The organism is Alienimonas sp. DA493 (genome assembly GCF_043951915.1).
Classification (GTDB): domain Bacteria; phylum Planctomycetota; class Planctomycetia; order Planctomycetales; family Planctomycetaceae; genus Alienimonas.
Window position 1 is genome coordinate 1 of record NZ_JBINJD010000133.1, and the last position, 13,417, is coordinate 13,417.

8 protein-coding genes and 1 pseudogene are annotated in these 13,417 nt (G+C 73.9%); 6 read left to right on the forward strand and 3 right to left on the reverse strand.

What is annotated here, in order from left to right; all coding sequences use genetic code 11:
• Together ACG2DA_RS17285 and ACG2DA_RS17290 are read left to right on the forward strand one after the other, a co-directional pair.
• On the forward strand, positions 1 to 2,530 hold a 2,530-nt coding region (locus ACG2DA_RS17285), incomplete at its 5' end, for a Xaa-Pro dipeptidyl-peptidase (RefSeq protein ID WP_395257083.1).
• 23 nt (positions 2,531 to 2,553) lie between these two features.
• The gene (locus tag ACG2DA_RS17290) at positions 2,554 to 3,465 is read left to right on the forward strand and encodes a metallophosphoesterase family protein (RefSeq protein ID WP_395257085.1); all 912 of its coding nucleotides are present in this window, start codon (positions 2,554 to 2,556) and stop codon (positions 3,463 to 3,465) included.
• Between the two features lie 34 nt (positions 3,466 to 3,499).
• Here ACG2DA_RS17290 and ACG2DA_RS17295 read toward each other — a convergent pair whose 3' ends face one another.
• Complete coding sequence (locus ACG2DA_RS17295) at positions 3,500 to 4,705, reverse strand: hypothetical protein (protein WP_395257087.1); 1,206 nt, start codon at positions 4,703 to 4,705, stop codon at positions 3,500 to 3,502.
• 260 nt (positions 4,706 to 4,965) lie between these two features.
• Between ACG2DA_RS17295 and ACG2DA_RS17300 the strand changes: the two genes are divergently transcribed.
• The 4 genes from ACG2DA_RS17300 to ACG2DA_RS17315 all read left to right on the forward strand — a co-directional run bounded on the left by ACG2DA_RS17300 (position 4,966) and on the right by ACG2DA_RS17315 (position 11,484).
• Entirely contained in the window at positions 4,966 to 5,844 is an 879-nt protein-coding gene (locus tag ACG2DA_RS17300) for a protein-signal peptide and transmembrane prediction (protein ID WP_395257089.1), read from the forward strand.
• Between the two features lie 252 nt (positions 5,845 to 6,096).
• A complete protein-coding gene (locus ACG2DA_RS17305) occupies positions 6,097 to 9,237 on the forward strand; it encodes a HEAT repeat domain-containing protein (protein WP_395257091.1) in 3,141 nt (1,046 codons plus the stop codon).
• 33 nt (positions 9,238 to 9,270) lie between these two features.
• Positions 9,271 to 10,365: an NAD-dependent epimerase/dehydratase family protein gene (locus ACG2DA_RS17310; RefSeq protein WP_395257093.1), complete on the forward strand. Its 1,095-nt coding sequence runs from the start codon at positions 9,271 to 9,273 to the stop codon at positions 10,363 to 10,365.
• Between the two features lie 42 nt (positions 10,366 to 10,407).
• Positions 10,408 to 11,484, forward strand: a complete 1,077-nt coding sequence (locus ACG2DA_RS17315) for a dihydrodipicolinate synthase family protein (protein ID WP_395257095.1) — start codon at positions 10,408 to 10,410, stop codon at positions 11,482 to 11,484.
• A 58-nt stretch (positions 11,485 to 11,542) separates the two neighbouring features.
• On the opposite strand, the gene ACG2DA_RS17320 is transcribed toward ACG2DA_RS17315, so the two are convergent.
• Together ACG2DA_RS17320 and ACG2DA_RS17325 are read right to left on the reverse strand one after the other, a co-directional pair.
• A complete protein-coding gene (locus ACG2DA_RS17320) occupies positions 11,543 to 13,045 on the reverse strand; it encodes an FAD-dependent oxidoreductase (protein WP_395257097.1) in 1,503 nt (500 codons plus the stop codon).
• Positions 13,046 to 13,235: 190 nt separating this feature from the next.
• Positions 13,236 to 13,417: pseudogene (locus ACG2DA_RS17325) on the reverse strand (hypothetical protein); the annotation flags it as partial.

Here is a 13,417-nt window from a genome sequence, read left to right on the forward strand (position 1 = left end):
GCCGCGGCATCTGTTCCTACTGGTCGGGGAGTCCGACGCGGCCGCCGCGGAGGCGGCGCCGGAGGACGCGGCGCCGGCCCCCCGGGTCTTCTCCCTCAACGCCCGAAACCGCTGGGAGCCGGCGGACGGCGGCGGGCCGGGGCGGGCGTTCGCGGTCGCCTACGCCGAGGGGCGCCCGGACGCGACGATCGGGCTGATCCCCTGCGGCGTGCAGGGGGCGCCGATCTCCGCCTGGGAGCCGGGGGCCGAACACGGGGCTGCGGACGTGCGGCCCTACGACGACGCGATCGCCCGCGCCCGCCTCGCGCTGCGGTCCGGCGAATTGAAGGGGATCCTGTGGCGCCAGGGACGGGCGGACCGCAACCCGGCGGACGCCGCCCGGTACCTGGGCCGGCTGACGGTTCTGATCGCGCGGCTCCGCGCCGAACTGGGGGCGGAACAGGTCCCCGTGCTGATCGGCCAGGCGGGCCGGTTCGAAAAGACGTGGGACCGGCCGACGCGAACGATCGACTACGCCCACTGGCTCGTCGCGGAGGCCGACCCGCGGGCGGCGTTCGTCCCGTCCGACGGGCTGGAGGCCGCGGGCGACGGGGCGCGGTTCTCCGCCGCCGCCGCCCGGGAGTTCGGCCGCCGCTGCGAACGCGCCCGGGCCGCCCTCGCCGCGGCGCCCCCTGCGGGGAACGCCGGGGACGCGCGCCCCGCGGTCGTCCCGCCGGCCGTCCGGCCGCGGTTCGTCGACGGCCGGGCCGCGGTCGTACCGGCGTTCGAGGCCCCCGAGGAGTGGGTCCGCGAGGACCTGTGGGTCGAAACCCCCTCCGACACCGACGCCGACGACCGCCCGGACCGGGTGCACGTCGCCGTCACCCGGCCGAAACAGACGGCGACCGAAGGGCTCAAAACGCCCGCCGTTCTCTTTATGAGCCCGTACTACGGCCGGTCGCTGCGGCTGGAACCGGAGAACTTCTGGAACACCCGGCACCCGCTCGGCGAGCCGCCGGAGGGCCGCACGCCCCAGCGGCGGTCCGTCGCGGAGGTGGAACGGCCGGTGCTTTCGACTCGCCACCTGGAGGACTGGGTTCCCCGGGGCTTCGCCGTCGTGCACGCCTCCGCCCCGGGAACCGGGCTGTCGCAGGGCTGCCCGACCGTGGGCGGGCAGAACGAATACGACGCTCCCAAGGCCGTGATCGACTGGCTGTGCGGCCGGGCCCGGGGCTTCACGGCGCCGACCGGCGGCGAGCCGGTCGCGGCCGACTGGTGCACCGGGAAAGTGGGCATGTCCGGCACCAGCTACAACGGCACGCTGGCCCTCGCCGCCGCCCAGACCGGCGTCGAGGGGCTGGAGGTCGTGATCCCCGTCGCCCCCAATACGTCTTATTACCGCTACTACCGCAGCAACGGGTTGGTGCGGTCGCCGGGCGGGTACGTCGGGGAGGACCTCGACGTGCTGGGCGACGCGATTCTCGCCGGGTCCGAGGAGACCTGGGAGGCCTGCGTCGCCCTGCAGCGGTCCTTATATACGCCGGAGAACCTCGCCCGGGACACCGGCGACTGGAACGACTACTGGGCCGGGATCGACATGCTCCCGCGGATGGACCGCGTCCGCTGCGCGCTGCTGATGAGCCACGCGTTCAACGACTGGAACGTGATGCCGGAACACAGCGTCACGATTTACGAACGGGCGAAGGAACTGGGCCTCCCCGCGGGGTTATATATGCACCAGGGCGGGCACGGCGGGCCGCCGCCGCTGGAGCTGACGAACCTCTGGTTCACCCATTTCCTGTACGGCGTGGAGAACGACTGGGACGAGGGCGGCCGGGCCTGGATCGTCCGCGAGGGCGACCGGCGGGAGAACCCCACCCGCTACGCGGACTACCCGCACCCGCGCGCCGCCGCGGTCTCTCTCAAACCCACCCCCGGCGCCCCGCAGATCGGCGGGCTGACGCTCGTCGATCCCGCGGCGGCGGACACCGGCGCGACCGAACCGCAAACCGAAACCTACGTCGACAACCTCTCCTTCACCGGGGAGATGCTGGCGCAGGCCGAGTGGACGGATCACCGTCTGCTCTACGCGACGCCGCCGCTGACGGCCCCGGTGCACGTCTCCGGCACGCCGGAGGTCGAGGTGACGCTGTCGGTGGACCGCCCGGCCGCGAACCTGTCGGTGTGGCTGGTCGCCCTGCCGTGGGAGCGGGGCCGGAACGTCTCGATCGCCGACAACCTCATCACCCGCGGCTGGGCCGACCCGCAGAACCACGCCGACCTCCGCGGTCCGGGCGAACCGCTGGAGCCGGGCCGCAAGTACACGGTGACGTTCGACCTGCAGCCGGACGACCAGATCGTCCCCGCCGGCCGGCGGATCGGGCTGCTGATCTTCTCCACGGACAAGGACTTCACCGTCGCCCCCGACCCTGGCGCCCGGGTCACGGTCGACCTGGCCGGAACCCGCCTCCGCCTCCCCGTCGTCGGCGGCCCGCCGGCCCTGCGGGCCGCGCTGGAGCCGACCGCCCCCCAGGCCGCCGGCGCCGAATGACCCGCTCACCGCTCGGTTCTCCCATGACCCCGATTCCGCTCGGCCGCCGCGCCTTCCTCCGGGGCGGCGCCCTGACCCTGTTGGCGGCGGGGACCGATCTCGCCGCCGCGGCCCCCGCCGCGGGCGGGCCGGGATCAAAGCCGGGACCGGGGCCGGCGCCGGGGGTGCGGTTCGGCCTGCTGACGGACCTGCACTACGCCGACAAGCCGGCCGCCGGCTCCCGGCACTACCGCCGGACGCCCGCCAAACTCGCCGCGGCGGTCGAGCGGTTCGCGGCGGAGAAGCCCGATTTCACCGTCCAACTGGGCGACCTGATCGACGCGGCGGACGACGTGGCGACCGAGAAACGCTGGCTCGGGACGATCCACAAGCAGTTTGCGCAGATCCCGGGTCCCCGGCGGCACGTGCTGGGCAACCACTGCGTGGACACGCTGACCAAGGCGGAGTTTCTGGACGGCGTGGGGCAGGAGAAGAGCTATTTCTCGTTCGACGCCGGCGGTCTGCACTTCCTCGTCCTCGACGCCTGCTTCCGGGCCGACGGCGTCGCCTACGGGCGGGGGAACTCGCGGTGGGACGACGCGAACGTGCCGCCGGCGGAGCTGGAGTGGCTGCGAGCCGACCTCGCCGCGACGCGGGCGCCGACGGTCGTGTTCGCTCACCAGCGGCTCGACGGCGCCGGCCGGCACCACGTGCGGAACGCGGCGGCGGTGCGGGAGATTCTGGAGGCATCGGGCCGGGTGTCGGCGGTGTTCCAGGGCCACAGCCACGCCAACGACTACCGGGAGGTCGGCGGGATCCACTACGCCACGCTGGCGGCGACGGTCGAGGGCGGCGGCGAGGAGGACGGCGGCTTCGCCGTGGCCGACGCGACCGGCGACGGCGCGCTCGTCGTCCGCGGCTTCCGCCGGCAGGCCGACTACGACTGGCGGGCGTAGCCGGCGGCGAGACGGGTTGGCCGGGCGGCCGGGCTCAGAGCGTCTTGAACGGCTGGTGCCACGGGCTCCAATCTGAGAACCGTCCGGTCTCGTCCCGCTGCCGGACGCGGACGAAATAGACCGCGGACGCGCTGAGCCGGTCCTGTCCTGCCAGCGGGCCGACGAACCGCCCCGCGTCCGGGCCGACGCGGACGCGGTCGGTTCCCCGCACGGGCTCGGACCGCCACACGACCGCCGCCCCGTCGGGATCGGCGGCGATCTCCGCCTCCCAGCTCCCGTGCTCCGGGCCGGGGTCGGGCGTTTTAATCAGGATCGGGTTCCGCGGGCAGACGACCGGGCCGATCGGCTCCGTGCTGACCACGAACTCGTCGAGCCAGCGCGACTGGTCGACGGGGGAGCCGTCGTTCCAGTAGGCCTCCAGGAACACGGCATTGATGCCGCGGTCGTCGAAGGTCCCCCGCCAGTCGAGGTCGCGGCGCTCCGCCTCCAGCCGACCGTCGATCCACAGCTGGTTCAGGCCGTCCTTTTCGCCGGGGGTATTTAACTTCGCCCGGGCTTCGACGCAGACCCAGCGGCCGGATTCTTCCTCGCTGTGGAGTTGGAACCGCGACGCCGGCCTGTTGCCGAGCCACCGCAGGTTGTCGAAGTCGTTGTAGCGGGTCGTGACGACACGGTCCCCGCGGACGCCCGAGGCCGGGTCCAGCGTGAGGGCCTCGCCGCTGCTCCAGACGTGGGCGATCATCGCCTGCCGCCAGCCCGGCGGAACCAGACTGGTGGCGCGGGACAACTTCGCCGGCCCGCCGCCGGTCCAGCCCGCCTGGTGGCGGACGTAGACCCGCCAGTAGACGTCGGTGAATGTCTCGCCAGGGCGGGCCGCCCGGTCCCGGTACGCCGGCGTGTCCCCGAAGAACAGCTTCCGGCCGCCGGTCCCGCGTTCGCCCCGCGGGTAGTCCATCGGCAGCGACTTCCCCCGATCGCCGAACCGCACCGCGTCGGTCGTCTCGCCGCTCCGTTCCGGGTAGCGCCGCTGCTGAGCGTCGTCGTCGAAGTCGTCGTACCAGATCACCGCGTCGTCCGTTTCGTGCGGCTGCGTTTCGGCCGGGACGACGCTGTCGATGCGGGGAACCCGCGGCGGGTCCCCCGCCGCGGCGCCGCCGCTCACAAGGCCGCAGGCGAGGAGGAAAAGCCGCGTCTTCCGGCGGGTGACGATCATGGTGCGTTCGCGTGGGAGGACGGACATTCGCTCTACGAGAGGCCCGGCGAGTCGCCGCGGCCCGCCGGGCGGCGCCGAGGCGCCGGCCTTACAGAAGCTACCGCGGCCGGGGCGGGAATTCGCGACCCCGCCGAACCTCGCCCTGCGGCGCCTCAACCCGGGCGCGCTCGGCTCGCTTCGCCGATCGCCGCCGCGATGGCGACGGTCGCGCGGCCCCCGTAGGTTGGCGGGACGGGCGCCGGCCCCGTTCGCCGCGGCGTCGCGTCGTCCCCCCGCAGGCCGTTTCGATGTCTCTCTCCCTCTCCGCCGTCGCGGCGTTGCTGTCCGTCGGGGCGCTCGCCCCCGCCGAGCCGCCGGCCGCCTCCGCCGAGCCTCTGCTCCTCAACGCCCGCGCCCAACGGCAGCCGGAGGGCGGCGGGGGCTATCGCACCGTCGAGACGACCCTGCGGTGGAACCCGGCGGAGACGGCCGTCGTCGTCTGCGACATGTGGGACCGCCACACGTGCGAATCGGCGGAGCGGCGGGTTGCGGAGATGGCCCCCCGGATGAACGACGTGCTGGTCGCCCTCCGCCGACGGGGCGCGCTCGTCATTCACTGCCCCAGCGACACGATGGAGTTCTACGAGGGCACGCCGGGGCGGAAACTCGCGCAGCAGGCGCCCGCCGTCGAAACCGAGATCCCGCTGGAACGCTGGTGCCACCTGAAGGCGGATCGCGAGCCCCCGCTGCCGATCGACGACTCCGACGGCGGCTGCGACTGCCGCTCGGACGCGAAGCCGGGACCGCCCTGGCCGTGGACCCGGCAGATCGCCGCGCTGAAAATCGAACCGGGCGACGCGATCACCGACAGCGCCGAGGCGTTCTATCTGATGAAGCAGCGGTCGATCCGGAACGTGATCGTGATGGGCGTGCACACGAACATGTGCGTGCTCGGCCGGCCGTTCGGGATTCGCCAGCTGGTCTTGCAGGGACAGAACGTCGTGCTGATGCGCGACCTGACGGACGCGATGTACAACCCCGCCATGAGCCCCTACGTCGGCCACCACGACGGCACGCGGCTGGTGATCCAGCACATCGAACGGCACTGGTGCCCCACGATCGTCAGCGGCGACGTCCTCGGCGACGGCCGCTTCCGGTTCGCCGACGACGCCCCGGCGGCCGACTGACCTGGACGCCCTGCCCGGGCCGTACCTGCAGGTGCGCGTCGTCGAGGAACCGGTCGCCTCGGACCACCGCCCCGTCGTCGCTACGCTGCGTCTGACCGCCCCGGCCCCCGGGACGGCGCCGTCCGGGGACGCCGCCCCCGGCCCGGTCTCGGCGGCGGCCTCTTCGATGCGTCGTTAGGCTCGGTCGCGGTGAATCCCCCGGCCGCGGGCCGCCCGGGGCCTGACGTGCGACTGTGGTCTGAGGACTGTCTGATGACGGCGAGTTCCATTGCGTTCTTGACGATCGCCCCGGCGGTGTGTGCCGCGCTGCTCGCCGCGCCGCCGGCGGATTCGACGCTCGTGGCGCCGACGGCGGCCCTGGCGCCCGCGGAGCAGCGGGCTCGGTTCCGCCTGCCGCCCGGGTTCGAGATCCAGCTCGTCGCGGCGGAGCCGGAGATCGGGCAGCCGATGAACCTCGCCTTCGACGCCGCGGGGCGGCTGTGGGTCACGCACTCCACCACCTACCCCTACCCGGTCGACGGGCCGGGCGTGCAGCCGCGGGCCGGGGGGCTGGACGGCACGGACCCCGGCCCGCCGCGGGACCGGCTGTCCGTGCTGTCGGACTTCGCGGCGGACGGGCGGGCCCGCTCGATCGAGCACGTCGCCGACGACCTTAACATCCCCATCGGCCTGCTCCCGCTGGGCGCCGCCGGGGCGGACGACCCCGGCGGGACATTGGTGTATTCGATCCCGAACCTCTGGCGGACGCCCCCCGGCGGCGGGGAGAAGGAACCGCTGATCAGCGGCTACGGGAACGTCGACGCCCACGGGATGACGAACTCCTTCACCCGCGGCCTGGACGGCTGGATCTACGCCTGCCACGGCTTCCGGAACGACTCGCGCCTCGTCGGCTCCGACGGCTCGACGCTCTCCCTCAACTCCGGCAACACCTATCGGTTTAGACCGGACGGCTCCCGGCTGCAACAATTCACCCACGGGCAGGTGAACCCCTTCGGGATGACCTTCGACCCGCTGGGGAATCTTTATAACGCCGACTGTCACTCCCGCCCGCTGACGTTGTTGCTCCGCGGGGCGTATTACCCGAGCTTCGGCAAGCCGGACGACGGGCTGGGGTTCGGGCCGGAGATGATCGACCACAGCCACGGCTCGACCGGCATCTGCGGGGCCGCGTGGTACGACGCGGAGCAGTTCCCGGAGGAGTACCGGGACGCATTATATCTGTGCAATCCGGTCACCGGCCGCGTGCATCGCGACCGGGTGCGGTGGGCCGGCTCGACGGCCCACGCGGACACCCAACCGGACTTCGTCCGCTGCGAGGACCCGTGGTTCCGGCCGGTGTACGTCACGCTGGGGCCGGACGGGGCGTTATATCTGGCGGACTTTTATAATGCTGTCATCGGGCACTACGAGGCGCCGCTCGACCACCCGGCCCGCGACCGCCGGCGGGGCCGCATTTGGCGGATCGTCTGGACGGGCGAGGGGACGGGGGAACGGGCCGACCCGCGGCCGGCGGTCGTCGATCTGACGACCCTCCCGGCGGACGCCCTGGCCGATCGCTTTGCCGACCCGAACATGACCGTCCGCACCGCGGCGACGCACGAGTGGGTCGACCGCGTCGGCCCGGCCGGCGCCGCGACGTTGAACGAGCGGATGAACGACGCCGGACCGACCTTCCGCGTACACGCGGCCTGGGCGCTCCACCGGAGCGGCGCCCTGATCGAGGATCGGCTCGCGGCGCTGCTGGCCGATCCGGACCGCACGGTACGAATTCACACGGCGAAGATTCTCGCCGAACGGGACGCGGCCGCCGACCTGCCGCGGCTCCGGGCGCTGCTGACCGACGCCGACCCGTTCGTCCGCCGGGCCGCCGCCGAGGGGCTCGGTCGGCGGGCGGACGCCGGGCACGTCCGCCCGCTGCTGGACGCCCTTGCCGCCGCGGAGACCGAGACGCCGGACGACGCGATGCTGATTCATCAACTCCGCATCGGTCTGCGGGACTGTCTGCGGGCGTCGCTGGACGGGGGGGATGAGACGGACGAGTTCGCCGCGGACCGATTCGGCGCCGCCGACCGCCGCCGGCTCGCGGGGGTTCTGGTCGCCGTGCCCACCGCGGGCGGGGCGGGGTTGCTGGCCGATCTGCTGGCGGCGGACGGACCGCCGTTCCGCCCGGCCGAGGTCGATCGGTTCGTCGCCCACGTCGCCCGGTACGGGGCGGACGGACGGCTGGACGCGGCGCTGGCGGGTCTGTGGGACGACGCCGCCCTCCTCCGCCGGGAGGCGCTGCTGCGGGCAACTGCGGGGGCGCTGCGGCAGCGGGGGGCGGATCCGACCGTGGCTCTGGGCGAACGGGGCCGGGCGACGGCGACGGCGCTGCTGAACGCGTCCGGCGCCGGGGCGTTCGAATCGATCGCCGCCGCGGCCGGGCTGATCGCCGAGTTGAACCTGACGAACGCCGCCGGGGCGTTGCGGAACCGGCTCGCCGATCCGGCCGTCGGGCGGGCCGCGGCCGGGGCGCTGGCCGGGGCGTTGGCGAAACTGAACCCCTCCGCGGTCGCGGACTCGGCGTCGCTGCTGGTCAGCGACGGCGGCCTGGCTGGGCCGCAGTGGGAGGCGCTGCGGGCGGCCCTCGCTGGGGGGAACGAAGCGGCCGTGGCGGAGGCGGTCGGCGCCGCGTTGGCCGTCGCCCCGGCCCCGCTCCGCCGGGCCGCCGCCGAGCGACTCGCCGCGGACGCCGCGGGGGCGACCCTGCTGACGGCCCTCGCCGAACGCGGCGCGATCCCCCCGCGGCTGCTGATCGACCCGACGGTCGGGCAGCGGTTGGGCGGCGTCGCGGACGCGGCGCTCGCCGGCCGGGTGGCAGCGCTGACCGCCGACCTGCCCGCGGAGGACGCCGCGCTGGAGGCGTTGCTGGCGGCCCGGGCCGCCGCCTTCGACCCGGCCGCCGCCTCCGCGGAGCGGGGGGCGGCGCTGTTCAAAACGCACTGCGCCGCCTGCCACGCGGTCGGCGGGGTCGGCGGGGCCGTCGCCCCGCAGTTGGACGGCGTGGGCGGCCGCGGGGTCGCTCGGCTGTGCGAGGACGTGCTCGCGCCGCACCGCAACGTCGACGCGGCGTTCCGCACCGTGTTGCTCGTGCTGGAGGACGGCCGCGTCGTCACCGGCCTGCCGCGGCGGACCGAGGGCGAAACGCTGATCCTGGCCGACGCCGAGGGGAAGGAGTTCGCCGTGCCCGCGGCGTCCGTGTTGGACCGGGCCGACTCGCCGCTCTCCCTGATGCCCGGCAACTTCGGGGAGACGCTCTCCGAGCCGCAGTTCGCCGACCTGCTGGCCTATCTGCTCGCCCAGCGGGACCCTGCTCCGGACGACCCCGCGGCGGCGGCGCCCGCCGCCGAGTGACGCGACCGGCCGGTTCGCGATATAGAGGCGGCCGTGAACGCCTCGGTCGCGCGGCGTTCCCACCCCCGGTTCCTCATTTCGGAGGCGTTCGTCGTGGACCTCCCCGATCGGATCGCCGACGAGGCGGAGTTGGAGGAGCTGCTCAGCCGGCCCCCGGCCGCGGTGGTCGACGTGTTCCGCCGGCTGCGGGGCGACCTCGCCGTCCTCGGCAGCGGGGGGAAGATGGGCGCGTCGCTGGTGCGGATGGCCTGCCGGGCCCGGGACGCGGCGGGCAGCCGGGCCACGGTGTTCAGCGTGAGCCGCTTCGGCGACGCGGCGGTGCGGGCGCGGCACGAGGCGGCCGGGGCGGAGACGGTCGCCTGCGACTTGCTGGCGGAGGACGCCGCGGACCGCCTGCCCCCGGCCGCCCACATCGTCTACATGGTCGGGCTGAAGTTCGGCACCTCGGATCGGCCGGACCGGACGTGGGCGGCGAACACGGTCGCCCCGTGGACCGCGGCGGGGGCGTACCGCGACGCCGCGATCGTCGCGTTCAGCACGGGCTGCGTGTACGACTTCACGCGGGTCGGCTCGGGCGGAAGCGTGGAGACGGACCCGCTGGAGCCGCGGGGCGAGTACGCCAACGCCGCCGTGGCCCGCGAGCGGCTGTTCGAATACGCCTCCCGCGAACGGGGAACGCCGATGGTTCTGCTCCGGCTGAACTACGCGCTGGAGCCCCGGTATGGCGTGCTGGTCGATCTGGCGCAGCGGATCGCCGCCGGCGAGCCGATCGACCTTTCGACGGGACACTTCAACGGCATCTGGCAGGGCGACGCCAACGCCGCGGCCCTGCGGTTGCTGGAGCATGCGGCCCGCCCGCCGCTGGCGCTCAACGTGACCGGCACGCAAACGCTCGCGGTGCGGGACGTGGCGACCCGCCTCGCCGAGCGCATGGGCCGGCCGGTCGCCTTCACCGGCGAACCGGCCCCCGCCGCCCTGCTGGCGAATTCCGCCCAGGCGACGGCGCTGCTCGGCGAGCCGGCCACGCCGATCGGGCGGGTGATCGACTGGGTGGCCGACTGGACCGCCCGCGGCGGCCGGACGCTCGGCAAACCGACTCATTTTGAAGTCCGCGACGGGCGGTATTAAATCCGCCGCCGTCGGCGGTCGCCCGACGCCGGAGTGACTTTCATGCCCGACTCGCCCCACGTTCCCCCCTGGGTCCGCGACACGCTGCGCGCGGGGACGGTGATCCCCGCGCACCCGCTCGCGCTGACGGCGGACGGCGCCTATGACGAGCGCCGGCAGCGGGCCCTCACCCGCTACTACGCCGCGGCCGGGGCGGGCGGCGTCGCCGTGGGCGTGCACACGACCCAGTTCGCGATCCGCGATCCCGCCCACGGCCTGCTCGAACCGGTCCTGCGGACCGCCGGCGACGCGCTGGACGAGATCGAACGGAACGGCGGCCCCCGGCTGGTCCGCGTCGCGGGGGTGTGCGGCCCGACGGCCCAGGCCGTGCGGGAGGCGGAATTGGCGGCGTCGCTCGGCTACCACGCCGGGCTGCTCTCGCTCTCCGCCCTGCCGGAGGCCGACGACGACGCCCTGCTCGCCCACTGCCGGGCGGTCGCCGGTGCGATCCCGCTGTTCGGGTTCTACCTCCAGACGGCGATCTGCGGCCGCCCGCTGGGGGAGTCGTTCTGGCGCCGGTTCGCCGAGATCGACAACGCCGTGGCGATCAAAATCGCCCCGTTCGACCGATATCGAACGCTCGACGTCGTCCACGGCGTCGCCCAGTCGGGGCGGGCCGGCGAGATTGCGCTCTACACCGGCAACGACGACCACATCGTCGCCGACCTGCTCACGCCGTTCCGGACGCGGGCGGGCGGTGTGACAGTCACGCAGCGGATCGTCGGCGGGCTGCTGGGCCACTGGGCCGTGTGGACCCGCCGGGCGGTCGAACTGTTCGACCGGGTGCGGGCCGTCCGCGACGGAACCGAGCCGCTGACGCCGGAGCTCCTCACGCTGGACGCCCGGGTCACCGACTGCAACGCGGCCCTGTTCGACGCGGCCCACGGGTTCGCCGGCTGCGTCGCGGGGATCAATCACGTGCTGCACGGGCAGGGACTGCTCGCCTCCGGCCGCTGCCTGGACCCGCGGGAGCGGCTCTCGCCGGGGCAGGCCGAACGGATCGCCCGCGTCCGCCGGGACCACCCAGACCTGACCGACGACGACTTCGTCGCCGAACACTTGGACGAGTGGCTCTCCTGAGCGCCGCGACGCCCGCCCCTCCCGCGGCCCCGCCCGCCGCGGCGGGGCCGCGTCGTCCTCAGCCGGTGACGGGGGTGCCCAGCGGTTGGGCGGCGGGGCCGTGGCAGACCTCGCCGGAGAGCTCGAAGCGGGAGCCGTGGCAGGGGCAGTCCCAAGTCCGGTCGGTCTCGTTCCAGCCGACGACGCAGCCCATGTGGGGGCAGACCGCGGAGACGGCGTGCACGGCGCCCCCCTCGTCCTTGAAGGCGGCGACCTTCTCGCCGTCGATCTCCAGGATCGCGGCGTCGCCCGGCGCCAACTCGTCGTAGGACTTCGGCCGCCGCGACAGGTAGCCGCTGACGAGGTGTCCGGCGACCTTCAGGTTCTCCTTGACGAACTTGGGCCCGCCGGCGATCGGCTTCACCCGGGCGGCGTTGAAGACGTCGGTCCAGGGGTTCTCGCGGCCCTGGACGAGGTCGGCGAGGATCGCGCCCGCCGCTGTGCCGTTGGTGAGGCCCCAGGCGTTGAAGCCGGTCGCCACGAGATACCCCTCCGCGATCGAGGAGGACCAGCCGATGAACGGGGCGCCGTCCATCGAGCTGTAATCCTCGTTCACCCAGCGGTATTCGATCGGGCCGGCTTTGAAGTTCTCCGTCAGCCAGCGCTCGAGGTCCTCGACGGCCTGCCGCTCCTCGTCGGTGTGGCCCGGTTTGAAGCTGTTCCCGGCGACGATTGCGTAGGTCGCCCCGTCGGCGTTCCGGTGGAGGCGGTACGAGTGACTGGGCTTGTCGACGCTGAGGTACATCCCGCCCGGCGCCCCCTCGACCCGCGCGGCGACGACGGGCTCGGCCATCGGGTGAGCCTGGGCGTAGTAGCCGCCGACCTGCCCCAGCGGCATGTGCGTCGCCATCACGACGTGGCGGGCGGCGACGACGCCCTCGTCGGTGACGACGCGGGTCGGCTCCCAATCGATCGCGCGGCTCTGCTCGAAGACGTGGGAGCCGTCGCCGGGCACGGTTTTCGCCAGCCCCGCCACGTACTTGGTGGGATGAAACTGGGCCTGGCCGTCGAAGCGGTTCGCCGCCCGCACGTCGAACGGCAGGTCCGTCTGCCGCACGAGCGTCGCGGGGAGGCCGAGCCGCCGGGCGGCCTCGACCTCCTCTTCGATTTCGGAGACGCGCTGCTCCTCACGGGTGTAGGTGTAGGCGGCCTGCTCCTCGAGGTCGCAGTCGATCCCGTGTCGCGCGGCGAGTTCCCGGATCATGCGGAGCGACGCCTCCTGGGCCTCGCCGTAGAGCCGCGCCCGCTCCTCCCCGAACTTCTGTTCGAGCTTTCGATAGATCAGCCCGTGCTGGGAACTGACCTTCGCGGTCGAGCGGCCGGTCACCTGCCGGCCGACCCGCTGCGCCTCGACGACGGCGACGGTGAGGCCGCGGTCTTTCATCAAACGGGCGGTGGTGACCCCGACGATGCCGCCGCCGACGATCGCGACGTCGACGTTCACGTCGCCGGACAGCCGGGGGAAGTCCGGCGCCTCGGCCGTGGCGTTCCAGTACGCTCGGCCCCGGGGGATGGTCGTCATGGTCGTTCCTGCCTGGCGTTCCTTGGATCGTCGCGACCGCCAGCCTACGCCGCCCGCGTCCGCCCGGACCCGGGCCGCTCCCGGACGACGGCGTCGGGAACGTCCCGTCGCAGGTCCCGTCGCAGGTTCCCCTGCCGCAGGCGGGCGCCCGGGCCGCGGGGGCCGATCGCCCCGGTCTCTGCGACGGCCCTCAGGCGGTCGCGTCGCGGCGGGACCAGAGCCAGCCCGCGGCCCCGCAGAGGAGGAACTCCACGGCCGCATCGGCGAGGTAGATCGGGGCGATCCGCCCGTCCAGCACGAAGTAGACGTCGACGAGGGCGAACCCCAAGGCAGTCCCGCCGGCGAGGACCAGAGACTCCGCGACCGGCCGGT

Bases quoted from the DNA above. Each gene is read 5' to 3' on its own strand.
- ACG2DA_RS17300 (WP_395257089.1), top strand. From the start codon at position 4,966: ATGTCTCTCTCCCTCTCCGCCGTCGCGGCGTTGCTGTCCGTCGGGGCG.
- ACG2DA_RS17315 (WP_395257095.1), top strand. From the start codon at position 10,408: ATGCCCGACTCGCCCCACGTTCCCCCCTGGGTCCGCGACACGCTGCGC.
- ACG2DA_RS17305 (WP_395257091.1), top strand. From the start codon at position 6,097: ATGACGGCGAGTTCCATTGCGTTCTTGACGATCGCCCCGGCGGTGTGT.
- ACG2DA_RS17320 (WP_395257097.1), bottom strand. From the start codon at position 13,045: ATGACGACCATCCCCCGGGGCCGAGCGTACTGGAACGCCACGGCCGAG.
- ACG2DA_RS17295 (WP_395257087.1), bottom strand. From the start codon at position 4,705: ATGTCCGTCCTCCCACGCGAACGCACCATGATCGTCACCCGCCGGAAG.
- ACG2DA_RS17290 (WP_395257085.1), top strand. From the start codon at position 2,554: ATGACCCCGATTCCGCTCGGCCGCCGCGCCTTCCTCCGGGGCGGCGCC.